This is a genomic window from Nonomuraea sp. NPDC050691 (assembly GCF_040654455.1).
Taxonomy (GTDB): Bacteria; Actinomycetota; Actinomycetes; order Streptosporangiales; family Streptosporangiaceae; genus Nonomuraea.
This window is the reverse complement of sequence record NZ_JBFAIA010000157.1, coordinates 1-18,753: the sequence shown is the minus strand read 5'-3', so window position 1 is coordinate 18,753 and position 18,753 is coordinate 1. Positions and strand designations below refer to the sequence as shown.

Below are 18,753 nucleotides of genomic sequence, written 5' to 3'. Positions count from 1 at the left end.
GCGCCACCGCCGCCCTGCACGCGGCGCAGGCGGCGGCCCTGCTCGGCATGGTGGCCCGGTACACCACCGGCGACCGGTACGCCGATCACGCCGAGACCGTCGCCGCGGTGACGGCCGAGACCGACACGCTGCGCGAGCGGGCCCTGGACCTCGCCGCCGAGGACGCGGCGGCCTTCACGGCCGTGACGGAGGCGTACCGGCTGCCCAAGGGCGAGGAGCGGAGCGCGGCCATCGCCGCCGCCCTGGCCGGCGCGGCCGAGCCGCCCGCCCGGGTCGCCGGGACGGCCGCGCGCCTGGTGGAGCTCTGCGAGACGCTGCTGCCGATCGGCAACCCCAACGTCGCCACCGACGTGGCCGCCGCCGCGGAGGCGGCCCGTGCCGCGCTCACCACGGCCCGGGTCAACGTCGAGGTCAACATGGGCGGCATCCGGGACGAGCGGGTGCTGGAGGGGCTGCGCGGGCGGCTGGCGGGCGTGGACGACGCCGTCGCCCGGGCCGAGCGGGTGACGGCGGCCGTGCGCAAGGAGCTGGCCCGATGACGCCGGCCCCGCGCCGGTCGGCCGTGTGGAAGGAGCTCGCCCGATGACCGCCTCCCCCGGTGTGGAGCTGCGCGGACGGGAGACCGCCGCGGCGATCAAGGAGGAGATCGCCGGGCTGGTGCGGTCCTCCGGGACGACGCCGCGGCTGGCCGTCGTGGTGGCCACCGGCGACGAGGCCGCTCTCTGGTACGTGCGCTCCATCGCCAAGGCCGCCGGCGGCGTGGGCGTCGCCTGCGACGTCGTGGACCTCGGCCCGGCCGCCCCGCAGGACGGCATCCGGGCCACGCTCGAACGGCTCAGCGCCGACCCCGGGGTCCACGGCGTCATGCTGCAGACCCCGCTGCCCGAGGGCGCCTCGGCACAGGAGCTGGCCTCCTCGATCGACCCGGCCAAGGACGTCGACGGCGCCAACCCGCTGTCGCTCGGCCGGCTGGCCGCCGGGCTGCCCGCGTTCGCGCCCGCCACGGCCGCCGCGGTGATGGCGCTGCTCGACCACCACGGCGTCGCTCTCAAGGGCGCCCGGGCGGTCGTGGTCGGCCGCTCCACCGTCGTGGGCAAGCCGCTGGCCCACCTGCTGCTCGACCGGCACGCCACCGTGACCGTCTGCCATTCCCGCACCCGTGACCTGGCCGCGGTGACCTCCACCGCCGAGGTGCTGGTCGCGGCCGTGGGCCGGGCGGGGCTCATCGGCGCCGGGCACGTGGCGCCCGGGGCGGTCGTGATCGACGTCGGCACCAACCCGACGGCCGACGGCGGCCTGACCGGCGACGTCGATTTCGGTGCGGTCATCGGCAGGGCCGGGGCGCTGACGCCGGTGCCCGGCGGGGTGGGGCCGGTGACGACGGCCCTGCTGCTGCGCCACACCGTCACCGCGGCCGGACTGACGTGACCCGTCCCCCCTTCTGGTCCTCTTCGACGACGATCCCCCATGCCCGCCGGAGGGTTGAGGTGCTTGATGCGTGACGTCCTGATCGTGCAGAACAGCAGGGGCGGCGGCCCCGGCCGGCTCGGCGGCTGGCTGGAGGACATGGGGCTGCGGCTCGACGTCGTCCACGCCTACGACGGCGCGCCCGTGCCGGCGGGGCTCCGCCACGACGCGATGATCATGATGGGCGGCGGCTACCTGCCGAGCGAGGACGACCGGGCGCCGTGGCTGGCGCCCACGCGCGGGCTGGTGGCCGAGGCCCTGGCCGGCCAGGTCCCGTTCCTCGGCATCTGCCTGGGCGGGCAGATGCTCGCCGAGGTGGCGGGCGGCGAGGTGACCGCCGACGCGGGGGCGCCGGAGAACGGCAGCGTCCCGGTCACGCTGCGGCCCGAGACGGCGACCGACCCGCTGTTCCAGGGGCTGCCGCCGGTCGTGCCCGCCATCGAGCACCACGTGGACGCGATCACCGCCCTGCCGCCGGACGCGGTCTGGCTCGCCGAGACGGAGCGCTGCCCGTACCAGGCGTTCCGCGTGGGCGGCCGGGCGTGGGGCGTGCAGTTCCACCCTGAGGTGCTGCCGGAGCGGATCCGCGCGTGGGAGGTGGACGGCTTCGACCCCGACGAGGTGTACGCGGGGGCGGTGGCCGACGAGCCGATCTCCACGCCGATCTGGCGCGAGGTCGCCACCCGCTTCGCCAAGCTCGTCAGCTGAGCGGCCGGGTCAGCTGAGCGGCCGGTTCAGCTGAGCGGCCGGTTCAGGAGGCGTACGCCTCGTAGCCGAGCTTGACGGCGACGGCCAGGCCGGCGGCGGCGGCGAGGTAGCGCAGGCTCTGCCCCGGCAGCCGCCGGGCGATCTTCGGCCCGATCCACCCGCCGAGCAGGAACCCGGCCGCGAGCGGCCCCACCGCCACCCAGTCGACGGGGCCGAACAGCGCGAACCCGATCGCCGCGACCGCGTTGGCCAGACCGGACACCACGTTCTTGACCGCGTTCGTCCGGGCGGGCGCCTGGTCGAGCATCGCCGACAGCACCGCGAACATGAGGATGCCGCCCGCCGCGCCGAAGTAGCCGATGTAGATCGCCACGACGAACAGCAGGATCCGCGCGAGCACGCCGCGCTCCTCGTGCTTGCGCGCCGACGGGGGCCGCACGAGCAGCAGCGAGGCCCCGGCGATGAGCCACGGCGCGATCAGCTCGAACGTCCGCGACGGCGTGATGAGCAGCAGGGCCGCACCGGCCGCGCCCCCGAGGGCGGCGATCCAGCCGAGCCTGAGCACCCGGTTCCCCTGCCCGGCCAGTTCGGGCCGCGAGCCGGCCGCCGCGCCGAGGCCGGTGAACAGCAGGGCCACCGTGTTGGTGACGTTGGCGGTGAGCGGCGGCAGGCCGAAGGCGAGCAGCGCGGGATAGGACACGATCGAGGCGAGGCTGACCACGGTGCTGACGATCCCGGCCGCCACACCGACCCCGAGCAGTCCCACCACGTCACCCACGATCACCTGGACATGCTAGGGGCTGTCCGTTTTGTCCGGGTGGGCGGGTCTGCGCGTCAACCACGAGCGGTCCATCACCGGCGGCCTGGAGGAGGCACCCGAGCGGGACTAGATTGATCACGTGCGCGTGAATCAGCTTCACCCGTGGCCGGCCACTGTCGAGGAGGCACAGGCCATCCAGGACCGGCTACGCCCGCACGTCGAGCTCACCGGGCCGACGTCGTTCACCGTGGTGGCGGGCCTGGACGTCCACTACCACGGTGACGACCGGGTGCGGGCGGCCGTGGTCGTGCTCGACGCCGCCACGCTGGAGGTCCTGGAGCAGGTGACCGTCGAGGGCGAGGCCCGGTTCCCGTACGTGCCCGGGCTCTTCGCGTTCCGGGAGGTGCCCGCGCTGGTTGAGGCCCTCGAACGGCTGGAGACCACGCCGGAGCTGCTGGTGTGCGACGGGTACGGGCTGGCGCACCCCCGCGGGTTCGGCCTGGCCTGCCACCTCGGGGTGCTGACCGGGCTGCCGGCGGTGGGGGTGGGCAAGACGCCGTTCGTCGGCGACCACGCGCCTCCGGAGGCGGGGCGCGGTTCGTGGACGCCGATCGTGCTGAACGGGGAGACGGTGGGCCGGGCGGTCCGCACGCGGGAGGGTGTCAGGCCGGTGTACGTCTCCCCCGGGCATCGCGTCTCCCTGGAGACGGCCACGGAGCAGGTGCTGCGCCTCTCGCCCCGTTACCGGCTCCCGGAGCCCATCCGCCACGCCGACCACCTCGCGCGCCACCCCACCTGAACCACCCGGCCGACCACCTCGCCCGCCACCCCGCCCGGCCATCCCACCGACCCGCCCTACCGCTCGATCTCGTTGTCCCGCCTGGCCCTCACACACCGCCCCCCTTCCTCCGCCTTACAGCCTGGTGTGCCGGGCTAGGGGCGGCCGGGTCCCGGCAGCCCGGCCACGCTCCTCGGCACCCGTTCATGGGCTGGCGCAGGCGACCGGCCGGGCGGCCCCGGCGGGCACAGACGGCGTCACGCGCCTGGGATGGGAAAACCGGCCGGCGGGCGGATCCGCGTGCCTGAGGGGAATCGCGCCTGGGGGCGGGTGGGGTCACGCGCCGGCGTGCTCCATCGGGGTGAGGATGGCCTGGGCGTCGGCGCCGCCGAACCACAGGCCGATGACGAACGCGGCCGTGGCCTCCAGGAGGGTGGCGCGGGCGAGGCCGCCGCCGTCCAGCGGGGTGCAGCCGAGGTCAGTGACCAGTGCCCGTACCTTCTCCAGGGCCTCAGCGTCGTCACCGCACAGCGGCACCGCCAGCGGGCGGCCGTCGAAGACCGGTGGTGTCATACGCCAGACGTCCACGTGTCCCAGGTTGAATGCTTTCACAACGTTGGCTCCTGTGATGTCGGCCGCCATCTGGGCGATCGGACGCGTCGGGTCGTACGAGTCCGGCGTGGCGGAGTTGGTCACGTCGATCAGGGGTTTGCCGCGCAGCGCCGGGCCGGCGGCCGTCAGCACGTCGCGCAGGCCTGCCTCCCAGACGGCCGCCATCACGACGTCGCCGAACGCCGCCGCCTCCGCCCACGTGCCCGTCAGCACAGACCCGCCGGGCCCGCCGGCCACGCCGGCCACGCTGGTCATCCGTGTGGCCACGGCTGCCGTCTTCCCGGGGTCACGGCCACTGATCATGACCTCGTGCCCGGCGCGCAACCACTGGGTGCCGAGGGCGTCGGCCATGCCGCCCGCGCCCAGGATGCCGATCCGCATAGGTGCTACTCCGTTCGTGATGCGTGGATGGGGGTGCGAGAGACGACGCTACGAAAACCGACACGCACCATTCGGTGCCTTTCGCGGCGCCGTCCGTCTCACCTGCGCGGCACCGACCGCGCGGGGCCGCCGGGACGCGGTGTTCCGGGCGGGGCGCGACCGAGGTCCATCGGGTTCCGGCGGAACTCGTCACCGGGAAGATGACCGCCCTCACGACGGACGCCCCCGCGGTGAGAGGTACGGTCGGGGAATGACGATCTTCGGGCCGGTCATCGACGTGCGTCCGCTGTTCCCGCGTGAGCGGCGCGCCCTGCTCGACCTGCTCGGCGGGCTGGAGCCGGCGGACTGGTCGAGGCCCACGGTCTGCCCCGGCTGGGACGTCCACGACGTCGTCGGGCACCTTCTCAACGACTACGCGCGGCGGCTTTCGGGCGGCCGTGACAGGCATGGCGGCGCGGTCTTCGCCGCCGGCGAGACGCTGCCGTCCTACCTGGCGCGCGTCAACGAGGAGTTCGTCAGGGCGGCCCGGCAGCTGAGCCCGAGGCTGATGATCGAGTTGCTGGAGCACCTCGGGCCCCGGCTCGACGCCCTGTGGGCGGCGGTGGACATGACGGGGCCCGCCGCCCTGGACGTGTCCTGGGCGGCCACGGACCTCCCGAGCCCGGCGTGGCTGGACGTCGGCCGCGAGTACACCGAGTTCTGGGTGCACCAGCAGCAGGTGCGCGACGCCGTGGGCGTCCCCGGCGCCGACGACCCCGAGCTCGTACGGCCGGCTCTGGAGATCTTCGCCCGGGCCCTGCCGCAGGCGCTGCGGGCGGAGGAGCGCCCGGAGGGCACGGCCGTCGAGCTGGAGGTGACGGGGCCCGCCGGCGGCCGGTGGCTCGCGGTCAGGCGGGAGGGCCGCTGGAGACTGGAGCCGGAGGGCACCCAGCCCGCCGCGTGGGTCACCATGGATCAGGACGCGTTCTGGCGGCTGGCGAGCAGGGGCGTCACGGTCGGGGAGGCCCGCGCCCGCGCCGTGCTGACCGGTGATCCGGCGCTCGCCTCGGCGACGACCACGCTGCTGGCCGTCGTGGCGTGAGACCGCTCCGACGAGGGCTCTGACAAGGGAGGGTTCATGGCGTTTCTCGCCGACTGCCAGGCCAGGCTGGCCTTCGATCTGATCGCCAACACCTGGAACGCCGTGGTCGTGTGGGCGCTGCGGAACGGGCCGCGCCGCCCCGGCGAGTTGCGGGCGGCGATCGGCGGCATCAGCCCCAAGGTACTCACCGAGACGCTGCGCCGCCTGGAGGCGAACGGGCTGGTGACACGGAGGGCGTACGCCGAGGCGCCGCCTCGCGTGGAGTACGCGCTCACCGCCCTGGGCGAGTCGCTGCTGGAGCCGATCGAGCGGCTCGGAGGGTGGGCCGCCGAGCACGTGGACGAGGTGATGGCCGCCCGGGACGCCTGGGAGGCGGCCGACGAGCTGGAGGAACGCACGGCGGGATGACCGCGACGGCCGTGTCCCGGCTGAATCGATCAAATGCCATGAAATATCGGGAAAGTCGGGCGACCTGATCGCGCATGCCCCACTCTTGATCCCTGATGGACCGGCCATGATCACTGGGCCGGGTTCGTGGATCAGTGGAGGTACGATGCCCAACCGTTTACGCGCGTGGCTGGCGGCCGTCGTGCTGGTCGCCGGAGCCGGAGCCGGGACGGCGCCCCAGGCGTACGCCGAAGCCGGTGCCCAGGGCGTCACCAGCGCGCGCGAGGCGCAGGCCGCCCCCAAGAGCGTCACCGTGGACGTGAGCCAGGACACCTACCTCAGCCAGGCCAGCCCCGCGCAGGAGCACGCCGCCCACACCTGGCTGTCGGCCTGCCCGAGCACCTGCGACGGCAAGGCGAGCGCCGAACGGCAGGCCCTGGTCAAGTTCACCGTCGCGGGGCTGCCGGCCGACGCGGGCGAGGTGAAGATGACGCTCAAGCTCCAGGCCGCCCGCACCACCGACAGCTCGGTGGCGGCGCGCAAGGTGGGCGGCACCTGGACGGACACCGCGACCTGGTCGAACCGGCCCACCCTGGGCACCACGCTGGCCACCGCCAAGGGCCTGACCGCCGGCGCGGACGTCACGCTCGACGTCTCCGCCGCGTTCACGGGCAACGGCACCTACGCGTTCGCGATCACCGGTACGGCCGGCGCGCAGGCGGTCTTCCACTCGGCCGAGGCCACCGCCGGCGACGGCCCCCGCCTGGTCGTCACCTACACGGAGGGCGCCACCGGTGACGACGAGGGCGGCGAGACCACGGACGGCCCGCTGCCGTTCACCCTGGCGTCCACGTCGAAGCTGCGGGCCTCCGGCAAGAAGGTGTTCGCCCACTACTTCCCGCCGTACCCGATCTCCCTGGACAACCAGGCCCCGGCGAACGACTACTACGCCCGCAACTACCTCAAGCCCGAAGGTGAGAACGGCAAGCACTCCGCGTACGGCGGCCTGCTGCGCGACCGCCCGATCGGCAGGTCGCCGCTGTCCGGCGAGTACGCGCTGGAGGACCTCAAGAGAGAGGTGCGGCAGGCGATCGCGGCCGGCCTGGACGGGTTCACCGTGGACATCCTCTCCGTGTCGAGCAGCAACTGGACGCGGGTGCAGAACCTGGTCAAGGCGGCCGCCGCGGTCGACACCGGCTTCAAGATCGTCCTGATGCCGGACATGAACGGCCTGGCCTCGGTCGACAGCGCCACGCTCGCCACGTCGCTGGCCAAGCTCGCGTCGTCGTCCCCGGTGTACAAGCTGGGCGACGGGCGCCTGGTCGTGGCCCCGTACAAGGCCGAGAACCGCACCGCCTCCTGGTGGTCCACCTGGATGAAGACCATGCAGGACGACCACGGCATCAAGGTCGCCCTCGTGCCGACGTTCCTGGACTTCACGAAGAACCGGGACGCGTTCGCCTCGATCAGCTACGGCTTCTCCAACTGGGGCAACCGCAACACCGCCGCCAACGCGAGCCTGGCCACGAACATCAGCCGGGCCCACACCATGGGCAAGATCTGGATGCAGCCGGTGTCGGCCCAGGACTCCCGCCCCAACCAGGGCATCTATGACGAGGCGGGCAACACCGAGAACCTGCGCCTCACCTGGAAGGGCGCGATCGACAGCGGCGCCGACTGGGTGCAGCTCACCACCTGGAACGACTACTCCGAGGGCACCCAGTTCGCCCCGTCCGCGCACAACGGATGGACCTACCTGGACATCAGCTCGTACTACCTCACCTGCTTCAAGCTGGGCTGCCCCAAGGTGACCAACGACGTCCTGTACCTCACCCACCGCATCCAGCCGGCCGCGGCGCAGCCGACGTACGCGCAGACCAAGCTCATGAAGCTGCGCGGCGGCAGCACGCCGGCGCGTGACACGGTCGAGGTGCTGACGATGCTGACCGCGTCCACCGCCGTCACGGTCATGGTGGGCGGCCAGAAGCAGACGTACACCGCCCCGGCGGGCGTGTCGGCCAAGACGTTCCCGCTGGCGACCGGCGCCGTCTCGGCGTCGGCGGCGCGCGGCGGCTCGGTCGTCGCCAAGGCCGTCTCCACGGCCGAGGTCAAGGCCAGGCCGTCCGTGCAGACCCTCCAGTACTACGGGGTGAGCAGCGGCCGGTAGGCCCCCTCCCGTACCGCCGGAGCCGCCCCACCCTTCCCGGGGGCGGCTCGCGGCATGTCCGGGGACCTACAGCCAGCCCTGCGCCTGGGCGTGGCGGACGGCCTCGACGCGGTTGCGGGTGCGGGTCTTGCCGATGGCCGACGACAGGTAGTTGCGGACCGTGCCCTCCGACAGGTGCAGGCGGGCGGCGATGTCGGCGATCGTGGAGCCGTCGGCCGCGGCGGCCAGCACGTCCCGCTCCCTGCCGGACAGCGGGTTCGGCCCGGCGCTGAGCGCGGCGGCGGCCAGGCCGGGGTCGATGACCCGCTCACCGGCCCGCACGCGGCGCACCGCCGCGGCCAGCTCCCGCGCCGGGCTGTCCTTGACGAGGAACGCCGCCGCGCCCGCCTCCATCGCCCGGCGCAGGTAGCCCGGCCGGCCGAACGTCGTCAGGATCATCACCCGGCAGCCGGGCAGCACCCGGCGGATCTCCTCGGCGGCGGTGATGCCGTCGCCGCCGGGCATCTCGACGTCGAGCAGCGCGACGTCCGGCTCCGTCTTCCTCGCCACGGCCACCGCCTCGGGCCCGGAGGCGGCCTCGCCGACCACCTCGATGTCGCCCTCCAGGCCGAGCAGGGTGACGAGCGCGCCGCGCACCATGGCCTGGTCCTCGGCCAGGATGATCCTGATCACGGCCGCTCCGGCCCTCTCCCGCCCGGGAAGACCGTCACGGCCCCGCCCCCTGGAGCGCCGTGCTCAGGCGGACCGGCCGGCTCGGGCGGATCCGTCACGACGGCACCCGGCTCCGGTGGGGTCGCCGGGGCCGGGACGCGGACGGCGAGGCGGAAGCCCCCGCGCACCCGGCCCGCCGTCATCGTGCCGCCCACCGCCGCGACCCGCTCCGCCAGCCCCGCCAACCCGTTCCCCGCCCCTTCGACTGCCGCCCCGAGCAGCCCGTTCCCCTCGCCCTCGGCCGCGGGCCCCGCAGGGCCGCGGCCGTCGTCCGTGATCTCCAGTGTGGCCTCCGCCCCGTCGTACGTCACCGTGATGTCGCAGCGCCGGGCCCTCGAGTGGCGCAGCACGTTCGTGCCCCCTTCGCGGACCGCCCACGCGAGCAGCCCGTCGAGCGCGGGCGGCAGCGGCGTCCCCGACAGCCGGACCAGCGTGTCCGTGCCCGCCGACTCCAGCGCGGCCCGGGCGCCGTCGACCGCCTCGGCCAGCCCCCGCTGCCGGTAGCCGGTGACGGCCTCGCGCACCTCGACGAGCGCCTGGCGGGCCACCTCCTCGATGTCGCGGATCTCCCGCAGCGCCGCCGGCGACGCCTCCGCCAGCCGCCCGGCCAGCTCGGCCTTCATGGCGATGAGCGAGAGGCTGTGGCCGAGCAGGTCGTGCAGGTCGCGGGCGATGCGCAGGCGTTCCTCGCCGGCCGCGAGCCTGGCCACCTCGCCCTGGGCCTCCCTCAGCCGGGAGACCAGCAGCCGGGTGTTGCGCACGTTGGAGAACAGCACCGCCAGCGTCGCGACCTGGAAGACGAGCATGACCAGGGTGCCCCGGTCGGTGCCCGTGACCAGGCCCAGCCCGGCGACCGTGACACCCATGGCGACGACCCCGGCCACGGCCTGCCGCCTCCGCAGCGCCATGGCGTAGGCCACGCTCATGTAGACGGGCAGCCCGAGCCACCCGCCGCCGAAGATCGGCGGGAGGGCGACGGCGAGCAGCGTGGTGAAGCCGAGCAGCGGGTACGTCCAGCGGCCCGGACGGCCGAACGTCCGCTGGCTGATCACGACCCCGGCGTACCCGGCGACGAACGCGACCAGGGCGACGCCGGCCCACACCGCCCGGACCCCGCTGATCTCCCCGGTCAGCACCCCCAGGGCGGGGGTCACGAGGTAGACCAGCCCGACGGAGATCGCCAGCAGCCGCCTGACGGGCGAGGGGCCGTCAGGCGGCCCGGGGAGGCTCATGGGCGTACGGTAGCCCGCCGGTAGGCGAGGACGGCGAGCCCCCCGAGGGCCGCCGCCCAGCCGGCGACCGTGAGCGCGTCCGCCAGTGGCACCCCGTGGCCGGCGATGACGCTCCAGCCCATGTCGGCGTAGCGGTAGGCGGGGCTCGCCTCGGCGATGGAGCGCATCGTCCCGCTCATGCTGCCGACCGGGAACCAGAGCCCGCCCACGATCACCAGCCCCAGCATGGTGACGAGGGTGACGGGCTGGACGGCGTCGGGCCGCAGCAGCGAGCCCGCGACCAGTCCCAGCGCGGCGAACGGCACGGCCCCCGCCCACAGCGCCCCCACCAGCGCCGCCCACTGCCCCACGGACAGTGACACCCCCTGCGTGAGCGCGCCGGCCAGGCACACGAGCAGCATCGAGGGCAGGACCAGCGTCAGCGCGCCTGCCAGCTTGCCCACGATGATCGTCCAGCCGGGCAGTGGCGTGACCTGGAGCTGCGGCAGCCAGCCCGAGGCGCGCTCCTGCGCCCACGGGCCGGCGGTGTTGACCAGCACCCCGGAGATCGCGCCGTAGGCGGCCATGGAGACCATGACGTACGCGCTCACGGTGACGCCGTCGTCGGTGGTCTCCTTGCCGAAGACGTTGGCGTTCAGCAGGTAGATGACGAGGGGGAAGCCGATCCCGAGGATCACGAACTTCCGGTTGCGGACGCTGCGGAGGATCTCCAGCCGCACGTACGAGGCGAGCATCAGGACTCCCGGGTGAGGGCGAGGAAGGCGTCTTCGAGGTGGCCGCCGGAGACCTCCAGGTCGTGGACCTCCAGCGTGGTGCCGCGATAGAGCGCGGCGGTGGTGAGGGCGGCGTCGGCGGTGCGCAGCCGGGCCACTCCGTCGCGGATCTCCACCGAGGTGACGCCCGGAAGGGCGTCCAGGCCGGCGGCCGGCTGGTCGCCGAGGCGGAAGGTGACGAGCCGCCCGCCCGCCGTGGCCTTGATCTGGGCGGGGGTGCCGTCGGCGGCCAGCCGGCCCCTGGCGATGACGAGCACCCGGTCGGCGTGCTGGTCGGCCTCCTCCAGGTAGTGGGTGGCGAACAGCACGGTACGGCCGCCGGCCGCGTACGCGCGCATGCCGTCCCAGAAGCGCTGCCGCGACTCGACGTCCATCGCGGCGGTCGGCTCGTCGAGCACGAGCAGGTCGGGGGCGCCCGCGACGGCCAGCGCGAACCTGACCCGCTGGGCCTGGCCGCCCGACAGCCCCTTGGTACGGCGTTTGACCAGGGAGCCGAGGTCGGCCAGGTCGAGGATCTCGCCCAGGGGAAGCGGCCGGGGGTAGAGGCCGCGCACGAAGCCGACGAGCTCGCCGATGGTCAGCTCCGGCATCAGCTCCCCCTGCTGGAGCATGGCGCCGACCCGGCCTCGGGCGACGGCCTCCCCGGGGGTGCCGCCGAGGACCCGGACGGTGCCGGCGGTGGGCCGGGCCAGGCCGAGCAGCAGCGACACGGTGGTGGACTTGCCGGCCCCGTTGGGGCCGAGCAGGGCGATGGCGCCTCCCGCCGCGGCGGTGACGCTCAGGCCGTCGACCGCCCGCACGTCGCCGTACTGCTTGGCGACGCCGGTCAGGGCGAAGGCGGGGGTGGATGGGATGGTCTCCATGCCGTCCACGCTAGGAGCGGACCGGGCGCGTCCCTGGTGCCGTGCGTCCCGCGTTCACGCTGACATTTGTCATGCCCGGAGGGCGGGTCAGGGGCCGTAGAGGCGTTCGAGGACGACGGCCACGCCGTGGTCGTCGTTCGACAGCGTCCGCCGCTGCACGGCCGCGAGCACCAGGTGGTGGGCGTTGGCCATGGCGTACCCGGCGCCCGCGAAGGCGAGGACGGCGAGGTCGTTGGGCATGTCGCCGAACGCCGCCACCTCGGCCGCGTCCACGCCCCGCGCCGCGCACAACTCGGCCAGCGTGCCGGCCTTCGTCACGCCCGGCGCGCTGATCTCCAGCAGCCCGCCCACCCCGGAGTGCGTCACCTCGGCCCGCCCCGCCACGGCCGCGGCCGCCGCGGTGGCCATGTCGTCCACCGGGTGTCTCTCGGAGAAGGCCAGCAGCTTGACGACCGGCTCGCCCGCGTCGCGCACCGACGGCACCTCGCGCCGGTACCTCTCGTCGTGCACGTGCCGGACGCCGTAGCCGGGCTCGGCCAGCACGCCGGTGCCGGTCTCGACGGCGAACGCGACCCCGGGCAGCGCCTCGGCCAGGACATCGATCACGTGGGCCGCGGCCTCGGGGTCGAGGTCGTGCCGGGTGACGATCTCGCGTGCGGCCAGGTCGTACACGATGGCGCCGTTGCTGCACACGGCGGTGCCGCTGACGCCGGCCGCCTCGGCGATCGGCTCGACCCCGCGGGGCGCGCGGGCGGTCACGAACACGATCTCGGCGCCGGCCGCGCGCGCCAGGCGCAGCGCGCGGCGGGTGCGCGGGGAGACGGAGCCGGTGGAGTCGAGCAGGGTGCCGTCGAGGTCGGTGGCCACGACCCGCGGCCGGGACGAGTCGCTCGCGCCTGCCGGACCGCTCAGGCCTGCCGGGCCGCTTGGGTGCGCCGGATCGCTCGGGTGTGCGGCCGGACCGCCCGGCCGGGACGGGGCGCTCGCACGGGACGGGTCGCTCGCGGGGGGAACGTCACTCGCAGGGGTCACGCGTCGATTATCCCGGCCCGCCCCCGGCGGATCCGGTTGATGGCGATAAGGTGCGCGCGTGATCGACACCGTCCGTCAGGACAACCCCGCCGGGTCCGCGCTGAGGTTCGCCACCGAGCTGGTCGCCTGGGTCGCCACCCCGTGGGCCCTGGCCCCGCACTCCGTCGCGCTGGCCGTCGTGTCCGTGGTCGTGCTGATCGGGCTGCCGACGGTGTTCTCCACGCCCGGGGACAAGCGGAACGTGATCGTGCCCGTGCCGGGGTTCGTGACGATCCTGCTCGTGCTGCTCCAGCTCGTGGCCGCGGTGGCCGCGTCGTGGGCGGCCTGGTCCTCGACGGTGGCGGTGGTCGTGTCGGCGCTGGCCGTGGCGACCGTCGTGTTCGAGGTGCCGCGCTGGCGGTGGCTGCTGTCGCGGGGCGCCCGTCCCTAGAGGCGCGCCTCAGCCGGCCCCACGCACTAGAGCCGCATCTCGGACGGCAGCCGCGTCGCCGCGTCCAGCAGCTCGACACCCAGCAGCTCACCCGAGGCTCCGTAGTCCAGGACGGTCCCGCCCACCACCTCCTGGCGCACGGCCTCCCCGGGCGCGATCTCGTGCTTCATCGCGATGTAGGCGACGTCGTGGTCCTTGTCCCAGGTGAGATAGACGGTCCGGGGCCGCCGGTCGTCCGGCTCCTCGTCCCAGCTGAGCAGCCCTTCCTTGGCCTCGTGCGAGCCGGCCAGCGCGGCGCGGACCATCGCGAGCGCCAGGTCCACCGCCTCCAGCGCGTCGACGCCGGTGACCTTGCGTTCGTGCTCCCATCCGGCCAGCCCGTCGATCCGGTACGGGCACGACCAGTCGCCCGTGGGCTCCTCCACGGGCACGCCGACGGTGACGGTGACCTCGCGCGGCGGCTCGGTGCCGAGCGTCAGCGTACGGCGGGCGATCTCGTACATGCAGGTGATCTACCCCGCCGCGACCGGCGGGTACCCGCCCACGAGCGCTACGGCTTCACCGCGTTCAAGCTCAGCCCGTACCGGCGGGACCTCCACCGCTCGCGCTTCGGGCTGGTGGCGGACGAGCTGGGCGCCTGCTTCGGCCAGGTGCGCGAGGGGCATCCGGCGGAGTGGGAGTTCGCCTTCGACGCGCACGCCTGCCTCTGGCAGCCGCGCCAGGCCGTCGAGCTCGGCGCCGCCCTGGCCCCGCACGAGTTCCTGGCGCTGCTGACGGCGCAGGGGGCCGACATCGTGCAGCCCGACATCTGCGTGGTCGGCGGGCTGACGCAGATGGTGCGGATCGCCGCCGTCGCCGACGCCCACTACGTCCCGGTGGCGCCGCACAACCCGCTCGGCCCGCTCGCCACCGCGGCGGACGCGCACTTCGCGGCGGCGACGACCAACTTCGGCATCCTCGAGTACAAGCCCGCGGAGGTGTCCTGGTGCCCCGACCCGTACCTGCCGGTCGACGGGCACCTGGAGCTGCGCCCGGACCGGCCCGGCTGGGGTGTCGAGATCGACGAGACGGCCCTGGAGGAGGGCGACTGGGTGCACTGGGAGCGCAAGGTGCCGACCCGCCCGGACGGGTCCACGGCCTGGATGTGACCTCATCCGTGTCGTCCCATACCGCCCTCGTCGCAAGGCTTTCCGGGCCGCTCCGGCCCGGATTACTCTGCGAACGTTCGCGAGGGTGGGGGCGGGACGATGGTGGAGCCGTTCGGGGCCAGGCTGCGGGCCAGGCTCGACAAGTACGGGCCGCTGTGCGTGGGCATCGACCCGAGCCCGGCGCTGCTGCACGCGTGGGGCCTGGACGACTCGCCGGCGGGGCTGGAGCGCTTCAGCCGCACGGTGGCCGAGGCCGTGGGCGACGTGGCGGCCGTGGTCAAGCCGCAGCCGGCGTTCTTCGAGCGGTGGGGCAGCCGGGGGATCGCCGTGCTGGAGTCGGTGCTCGCCGACCTGCGTCAGGCCGGGCCGCTGGTCCTGCTCGACGCGAGGCGCGGCGACACCGGGGCCACGATGGCCGCCTACGCCGAGGCGTACCTCGACCACGGCAGCCCGCTGGCGGCCGACGCGGTGACGCTCAGCCCGTACTTCGGGTTCGGCGCGCTGGAGGGGGCGATCACCTCGGCCGTCGCCAACGACGCCGGGGTGTTCGTGCTCGCGCGCGCCGGCGGGCCTGCGGGTTTTCGGGAACCGCTCGCGGCGCAGGTCCTCGCGGGCGTCGAGGCGGCCAACACGGGCCGGACACCGCTCGGCCCGGTCGGCGTGGTGGTCGACGCCGGCGCCGGCGGCTCAGTGGCCGGCTGCGTGGAGGGCAGCGGCGCCGCGGCCCGCAGCGGGCCGGGCTCCGGCTCGCCGGACCGGCCCGGCTCCGATCCGCTGGGCCGGCTCAACGGTCCCGTCCTGGTGCCGGGCGTCGGCCCGCGTGGCGCCTCGCCCGCCGACCTCGCCCGGCTGTTCCCCTCGGTACGGCACGCGGTGGTGCCGGCGGTCTCCGGCGCCGTCCTGGCGGATCCAGTACGGGTGCGGGAGCGGACGCTGCGCTACCGCGACGAGTGCGCCCGCCACCTGTCCGCTACGTGACATCCCCGCCCGGTGCGTCCGCCGGCTGGTCAGCCGGTCGGGCCGGCGTCCGGGCGGACCTCCGGCTCCTCGCCGGTCTCGCCCTCACGGCGCCGCTCTCCCCCGGCCGGGGCCTCCCCGCCGCCTTCCCCACCGGCGGCCTCTCCGGCGTCCCCGTCCTGGTTCTCGTCCTGGTTCTCGTCCTGGTTCTCGTCCCCCGAACCGGACCCGGCCTGGGCCTCCGGCGGGTCGGCGGAGATGGGGCGGCCGGAGCGGGGCGTTCCGGCGCCCGACCGCTCGGCGACGACGTCGCTCTCCGCGTTGAGTCCGGTCACGGTGTCGGGCAGATCGTCAGGACGTTCGTCATGCGTGTCGCTCATGGCCGGTCCCCTGCCCCGCCCGGCGCCGCTGATGTGACCCGGGGCGGGATGAATCCGATCACGCCTGCCACCCGGCCGTCATCTCCGAGACCGTGACGAACGAGTAGCCGTCGGCGCGCAGCGCCGCCACCACGCCCCTGATGGCCGCCCGCGTGTTCGCCCCGCTCCCGTACCAGGGATGCAGCAGGACGATCGACCCGGGCCGGACCTCGGCCCGCACCTCGGCCACGATCTCCTGGGCCGACGGCGTCCTGCCGGAGTCGGGCTCGACGTCCCACATGACGGTGATCTGGTCGTGCTCGGCCAGGTGCATCGGCAGCGTCAGGAGCTTCTTGCCGGTCGGCGGCCGGAACGTGATGGTGCCCTGCTGCCCGGCGGCGCGGATGAGCGTGTTCGTCCGTTCCACCTCGTCCTCCACGGTGTCCGGCGAGACGAACACCATCCGCCGGTGCGTGTAGGTGTGGTTGCCCAGTTCGTGCCCCGCCGCGACGAGCGCCGCCGTCTCCTTCGGGAACCTCTCCATCTGCGAGCCGATGACGTAGAAGGTGGCCTTGGCGTCCTCGGCGGCGAGGGCGGCCAGCACCTCGGCCGCGTGCTCGTCCGGCCCGTCGTCGAAGGTGAGCGCGACCACCTTCTCCGGCGTGTCGAACCGCGACACCAGCGTGCCGGCCACCTGGTACGTCCGCGAGTTGACCAGCCGGTACAGGCCGGTGGCCGCCAGCGCGAGCACGGCGGCCACCGCCAGCGTCACGAGCAGCCGGCGGCGCCAACGGCCCTTCCCCATGATCATCATCATGGGCGAGCAGTCTAGAGCGCCGCGTCGATCTCCGCGCGGCTCGGCATGGACGTGCTCGCGCCCTCCCGCTGCACCGACAGCGCCGCCGCCGCCGACGCGAACCGCAGCGCCTCCTCCGCCGGCCGGCCCTCCGCCCTGGCCACGGCGAGCGCGCCGACGAACGTGTCACCCGCCGCCGTGGTGTCCACCGCCTCCACCCGTACGGCCGGCACGCGCAGCCGCTGGCCCGACCGCGAGCCGTACAGAGCGCCCTCGGAGCCGAGCGTGATCACGACTTCGGGCACCCGTTCGAGCAGGCGGGACAGCGCCTCGCCCGGGTCGGCGGCGCCGGTGATGGCGGCGGCCTCGTGCTCGTTCGGCACGATGAGCGCGACGGCCTCCAGCAGCTCGTCCGGCAGCGGCCGCGCGGGCGCCGGGGTGAGGACGGCCGGTACCCCAGCCTCGTGCGCGGCCCGGGCCGCGCCGATGACGGCCTCCATGGGCAGTTCGAGCTGGAGCAGCACCGACGCGGAGGCCGCGATGACCGCGCGCTCCTCCTCGGAGGGGGCGGTGACGTGCCCGTTCGCGCCGGGCACCACGATGATCGAGTTGCCGCCGTCGTCGTCCACGACGATGTGCGCGATGCCGCTGGGGCCCGGCACCTGGCGCAGGCGCTCGACGTTCACGCCGGCGACCGCGAGCGTGTCGCGCATCTCCACGCCGAAGGCGTCGTCGCCGACCGCGCCGAGGAAGGAGACCTCCGTGCCGGCGCGGGCGGCGGCGATCGCCTGGTTCGCGCCCTTGCCGCCGGGCACGGTCCGGAACATCCGGCCGGTGACCGTCTCACCGCGCTTCGGAGCCTGGTCCACGTACGCGACCAGGTCCATGTTCGCGCTGCCGAACACCGAGATCATGCCCACATCAACTCCCCCGTGCGCCGGGCCAGCTCGTCCAGCCCGATACCGTCGAACCCGGTCACGCTGCTGGCCAGGCTGTTCCTCATCCTCCACCGGGCGGGCACGCCGCCGTTCAGCGCCCCCGCCACCGAGCCGGCGGTCGCGCCCGCCGAGTCGGTGTCCCAGCCGCCGGCCACGGCCCCGGCGATGGAGGCGGTGAAGTCGCCCCGGGCGTGGACCAGGGCCGCCGCGACCAGGGCCGCGTTGTTGATCGTGTGGACCCAGTGCAGGCCCGCGTGCCGCTCGTGGAGGCGGTCGAGGACGCGTTCGAAGTCGGGTTCCGACGCGGCGTCCTCGGCGGCCCGCCGTACCGCGTCGTGCAGCCGCGAGGCGGGCGGGACGACCGACAGGCCGGCGGCCACCACCTCCTCCGCGGAGGTCGCCACGAGCGACTGCGCGCACAGGGCGGCGGCGAACATCGCGCCGTAGACGCCGTTGGCGGTGTGCGTCAGCCGGGCGTCGCGCCAGGCGTACTCGGCGGCCGTGGCCGGGTCGCCCGGGTTGACCCACCCGTACACGTCGGCCCGGATGAGCGCGCCGATCCACTCCCGGAACGGGTTGCGGTGGGTGGCCGTCCCGGGCGGCTCGAAGCCGGACAGCAGGTTGCGGTACGCGACCCGCTCGGCGGTGAACGTGCGGCCGGCCGGCAGCTCGTCCAGCCACAGCCTGGCCACGTCGTCGGTGGTGAAACCGCGGCCGTGGCGCTCCAGGACGGTCAGGGCCAGCAGCGGGTAGTTGAGGTCGTCGTCCTCGGGGACGCCGTCGATGTTCTCGGCCAGCGAGTTGACGGCGCTGCGCCGGTTCCAGGGCCAGCGGGCGGCCACCTCGGCGGGCAGGCCCCGTCCGGTGAACCAGCCGCGGACGGGCCAGTTGCCGGTGGCCCGGGCGATCTCCCTGACGCCCTCGCGGGGGATCTTCTCCACGGGCTTGCCGAGCACGCACCCGGCCGCCCGCCCCTCCCAGGCGCCCAGCAGCCGCGCCGGGTCCACCCGGCTCCTCTCCCGAGGCGCGGGCCAGGCGGGGGTCGCGGCGATGATCGCGTCCAGGTCGGTGGGCTCGTCCAGCGGCGACGGGATCGCCGCCAGCTCGTCCAGCAGCCGCTCGGCCAGCGGCCGCAGCCGCAGCGCGCCCGGCTCGGACGCGCCCGCGCGCGGC

The 18,753-nt window shown here is 74.6% G+C and carries 22 protein-coding genes; 10 read left to right on the top strand and 12 right to left on the bottom strand.

Annotation, left to right across the window (positions count from 1 at the left end):
• From AB0H81_RS35380 to AB0H81_RS35370, 3 genes are all read left to right on the top strand, one after another.
• A partial coding sequence (locus AB0H81_RS35380; protein WP_358383712.1) for a cyclodeaminase/cyclohydrolase family protein occupies window positions 1–539 on the top strand: 539 nt, incomplete at its 5' end.
• Between the two features lie 43 nt (window positions 540–582).
• A complete protein-coding gene (locus AB0H81_RS35375) occupies window positions 583–1,428 on the top strand; it encodes a bifunctional 5,10-methylenetetrahydrofolate dehydrogenase/5,10-methenyltetrahydrofolate cyclohydrolase (RefSeq protein ID WP_358383709.1) in 846 nt (281 codons plus the stop codon).
• A 66-nt stretch (window positions 1,429–1,494) separates the two neighbouring features.
• Window positions 1,495–2,175, top strand: coding sequence for a type 1 glutamine amidotransferase (locus AB0H81_RS35370; RefSeq protein WP_358383706.1), 681 nt, complete (start codon window positions 1,495–1,497; stop codon window positions 2,173–2,175).
• Between the two features lie 43 nt (window positions 2,176–2,218).
• Here the strand turns inward: AB0H81_RS35370 and AB0H81_RS35365 are convergent, their stop codons facing one another.
• On the bottom strand, window positions 2,219–2,959 hold the full coding sequence (locus AB0H81_RS35365; protein WP_358383703.1) for a sulfite exporter TauE/SafE family protein: 741 nt from the start codon (window positions 2,957–2,959) through the stop codon (window positions 2,219–2,221).
• Between the two features lie 115 nt (window positions 2,960–3,074).
• On the opposite strand from AB0H81_RS35365, the gene AB0H81_RS35360 reads away from it, so the two are divergent.
• Window positions 3,075–3,734 carry an endonuclease V gene (locus AB0H81_RS35360; RefSeq protein WP_358383700.1) on the top strand — a complete coding sequence of 220 codons (660 nt, stop codon included), beginning with the start codon at window positions 3,075–3,077 and terminating at the stop codon, window positions 3,732–3,734.
• Window positions 3,735–4,049: 315 nt separating this feature from the next.
• Here AB0H81_RS35360 and AB0H81_RS35355 read toward each other — a convergent pair whose 3' ends face one another.
• A complete protein-coding gene (locus tag AB0H81_RS35355; RefSeq protein WP_358383698.1) occupies window positions 4,050–4,706 on the bottom strand; it encodes an NAD(P)-binding domain-containing protein in 657 nt (218 codons plus the stop codon).
• A 250-nt stretch (window positions 4,707–4,956) separates the two neighbouring features.
• Between AB0H81_RS35355 and AB0H81_RS35350 the strand changes: the two genes are divergently transcribed.
• The 3 genes from AB0H81_RS35350 to AB0H81_RS35340 all read left to right on the top strand — a co-directional run bounded on the left by AB0H81_RS35350 (window position 4,957) and on the right by AB0H81_RS35340 (window position 8,341).
• A complete protein-coding gene (locus AB0H81_RS35350) occupies window positions 4,957–5,787 on the top strand; it encodes a maleylpyruvate isomerase family mycothiol-dependent enzyme (RefSeq protein WP_358383695.1) in 831 nt (276 codons plus the stop codon).
• Window positions 5,788–5,823: 36 nt separating this feature from the next.
• The gene (locus tag AB0H81_RS35345; protein WP_358383693.1) at window positions 5,824–6,195 is read left to right on the top strand and encodes a helix-turn-helix domain-containing protein; all 372 of its coding nucleotides are present in this window, start codon (window positions 5,824–5,826) and stop codon (window positions 6,193–6,195) included.
• A gap of 145 nt (window positions 6,196–6,340) precedes the next feature.
• A complete protein-coding gene (locus tag AB0H81_RS35340; protein ID WP_358383691.1) occupies window positions 6,341–8,341 on the top strand; it encodes an endo-1,3-alpha-glucanase family glycosylhydrolase in 2,001 nt (666 codons plus the stop codon).
• Between the two features lie 66 nt (window positions 8,342–8,407).
• On the opposite strand, the gene AB0H81_RS35335 is transcribed toward AB0H81_RS35340, so the two are convergent.
• The 5 genes from AB0H81_RS35335 to AB0H81_RS35315 form a co-directional block, all read right to left on the bottom strand.
• Complete coding sequence (locus AB0H81_RS35335; protein ID WP_358383688.1) at window positions 8,408–9,013, bottom strand: response regulator transcription factor; 606 nt, start codon at window positions 9,011–9,013, stop codon at window positions 8,408–8,410.
• Entirely contained in the window at window positions 9,010–10,284 is a 1,275-nt protein-coding gene (locus AB0H81_RS35330; protein ID WP_358383685.1) for a histidine kinase, read from the bottom strand. The genes AB0H81_RS35335 and AB0H81_RS35330 overlap by 4 nt, the downstream gene beginning before the upstream one ends.
• Window positions 10,281–11,018 (bottom strand): ABC transporter permease, encoded by a 738-nt coding sequence (locus AB0H81_RS35325; protein ID WP_358383683.1) that lies wholly within the window; start codon window positions 11,016–11,018, stop codon window positions 10,281–10,283. Before AB0H81_RS35325 ends, AB0H81_RS35330 begins: the two co-directional genes overlap by 4 nt.
• Window positions 11,018–11,920 carry an ABC transporter ATP-binding protein gene (locus AB0H81_RS35320; protein ID WP_358383681.1) on the bottom strand — a complete coding sequence of 301 codons (903 nt, stop codon included), beginning with the start codon at window positions 11,918–11,920 and terminating at the stop codon, window positions 11,018–11,020. The genes AB0H81_RS35325 and AB0H81_RS35320 overlap by 1 nt, the downstream gene beginning before the upstream one ends.
• 87 nt (window positions 11,921–12,007) lie before the next feature.
• Window positions 12,008–12,787, bottom strand: coding sequence for an HAD family hydrolase (locus tag AB0H81_RS35315; RefSeq protein WP_358383678.1), 780 nt, complete (start codon window positions 12,785–12,787; stop codon window positions 12,008–12,010).
• 223 nt (window positions 12,788–13,010) lie between these two features.
• Between AB0H81_RS35315 and AB0H81_RS35310 the strand changes: the two genes are divergently transcribed.
• Entirely contained in the window at window positions 13,011–13,382 is a 372-nt protein-coding gene (locus AB0H81_RS35310; RefSeq protein ID WP_358383676.1) for a hypothetical protein, read from the top strand.
• Between the two features lie 26 nt (window positions 13,383–13,408).
• On the opposite strand, the gene AB0H81_RS35305 is transcribed toward AB0H81_RS35310, so the two are convergent.
• Window positions 13,409–13,885 carry a DUF2283 domain-containing protein gene (locus tag AB0H81_RS35305; RefSeq protein ID WP_358383674.1) on the bottom strand — a complete coding sequence of 159 codons (477 nt, stop codon included), beginning with the start codon at window positions 13,883–13,885 and terminating at the stop codon, window positions 13,409–13,411.
• A 114-nt stretch (window positions 13,886–13,999) separates the two neighbouring features.
• On the opposite strand from AB0H81_RS35305, the gene AB0H81_RS35300 reads away from it, so the two are divergent.
• Window positions 14,000–14,530: an enolase C-terminal domain-like protein gene (locus AB0H81_RS35300; RefSeq protein ID WP_358383672.1), complete on the top strand. Its 531-nt coding sequence runs from the start codon at window positions 14,000–14,002 to the stop codon at window positions 14,528–14,530.
• 99 nt (window positions 14,531–14,629) lie between these two features.
• Window positions 14,630–15,508 (top strand): orotidine-5'-phosphate decarboxylase, encoded by an 879-nt coding sequence (gene pyrF / locus AB0H81_RS35295; protein ID WP_358383670.1) that lies wholly within the window; start codon window positions 14,630–14,632, stop codon window positions 15,506–15,508.
• A gap of 29 nt (window positions 15,509–15,537) precedes the next feature.
• Here the strand turns inward: pyrF and AB0H81_RS35290 are convergent, their stop codons facing one another.
• The 4 genes from AB0H81_RS35290 to AB0H81_RS35275 form a co-directional block, all read right to left on the bottom strand.
• Window positions 15,538–15,867: a hypothetical protein gene (locus AB0H81_RS35290; protein WP_358383667.1), complete on the bottom strand. Its 330-nt coding sequence runs from the start codon at window positions 15,865–15,867 to the stop codon at window positions 15,538–15,540.
• A gap of 58 nt (window positions 15,868–15,925) precedes the next feature.
• Window positions 15,926–16,651 carry a polysaccharide deacetylase family protein gene (locus AB0H81_RS35285; RefSeq protein WP_358383664.1) on the bottom strand — a complete coding sequence of 242 codons (726 nt, stop codon included), beginning with the start codon at window positions 16,649–16,651 and terminating at the stop codon, window positions 15,926–15,928.
• A gap of 23 nt (window positions 16,652–16,674) precedes the next feature.
• Window positions 16,675–17,556: a ribokinase gene (gene rbsK / locus AB0H81_RS35280; protein WP_358383714.1), complete on the bottom strand. Its 882-nt coding sequence runs from the start codon at window positions 17,554–17,556 to the stop codon at window positions 16,675–16,677.
• Window positions 17,553–18,753, bottom strand: a 1,201-nt coding sequence (locus AB0H81_RS35275; protein WP_358383661.1) for an ADP-ribosylglycohydrolase family protein, incomplete at its 5' end; no start/stop codon positions are given. The genes rbsK and AB0H81_RS35275, both read right to left, overlap by 4 nt.

Excerpts from the sequence above, each read along its gene's own strand:
- AB0H81_RS35375 (WP_358383709.1), top strand. The coding sequence starts at position 583 with ATGACCGCCTCCCCCGGTGTGGAGCTGCGCGGACGGGAGACCGCCGCG.
- AB0H81_RS35370 (WP_358383706.1), top strand. The coding sequence starts at position 1,495 with ATGCGTGACGTCCTGATCGTGCAGAACAGCAGGGGCGGCGGCCCCGGC.
- AB0H81_RS35355 (WP_358383698.1), bottom strand. The coding sequence starts at position 4,706 with ATGCGGATCGGCATCCTGGGCGCGGGCGGCATGGCCGACGCCCTCGGC.
- AB0H81_RS35350 (WP_358383695.1), top strand. The coding sequence starts at position 4,957 with ATGACGATCTTCGGGCCGGTCATCGACGTGCGTCCGCTGTTCCCGCGT.
- AB0H81_RS35345 (WP_358383693.1), top strand. The coding sequence starts at position 5,824 with ATGGCGTTTCTCGCCGACTGCCAGGCCAGGCTGGCCTTCGATCTGATC.
- AB0H81_RS35340 (WP_358383691.1), top strand. The coding sequence starts at position 6,341 with ATGCCCAACCGTTTACGCGCGTGGCTGGCGGCCGTCGTGCTGGTCGCC.
- AB0H81_RS35330 (WP_358383685.1), bottom strand. The coding sequence starts at position 10,284 with ATGAGCCTCCCCGGGCCGCCTGACGGCCCCTCGCCCGTCAGGCGGCTG.
- AB0H81_RS35325 (WP_358383683.1), bottom strand. The coding sequence starts at position 11,018 with ATGCTCGCCTCGTACGTGCGGCTGGAGATCCTCCGCAGCGTCCGCAAC.
- AB0H81_RS35320 (WP_358383681.1), bottom strand. The coding sequence starts at position 11,920 with ATGGAGACCATCCCATCCACCCCCGCCTTCGCCCTGACCGGCGTCGCC.
- AB0H81_RS35305 (WP_358383674.1), bottom strand. The coding sequence starts at position 13,885 with ATGTACGAGATCGCCCGCCGTACGCTGACGCTCGGCACCGAGCCGCCG.
- pyrF (WP_358383670.1), top strand. The coding sequence starts at position 14,630 with ATGGTGGAGCCGTTCGGGGCCAGGCTGCGGGCCAGGCTCGACAAGTAC.
- AB0H81_RS35290 (WP_358383667.1), bottom strand. The coding sequence starts at position 15,867 with ATGAGCGACACGCATGACGAACGTCCTGACGATCTGCCCGACACCGTG.
- AB0H81_RS35285 (WP_358383664.1), bottom strand. The coding sequence starts at position 16,651 with ATGGGGAAGGGCCGTTGGCGCCGCCGGCTGCTCGTGACGCTGGCGGTG.
- rbsK (WP_358383714.1), bottom strand. The coding sequence starts at position 17,556 with ATGATCTCGGTGTTCGGCAGCGCGAACATGGACCTGGTCGCGTACGTG.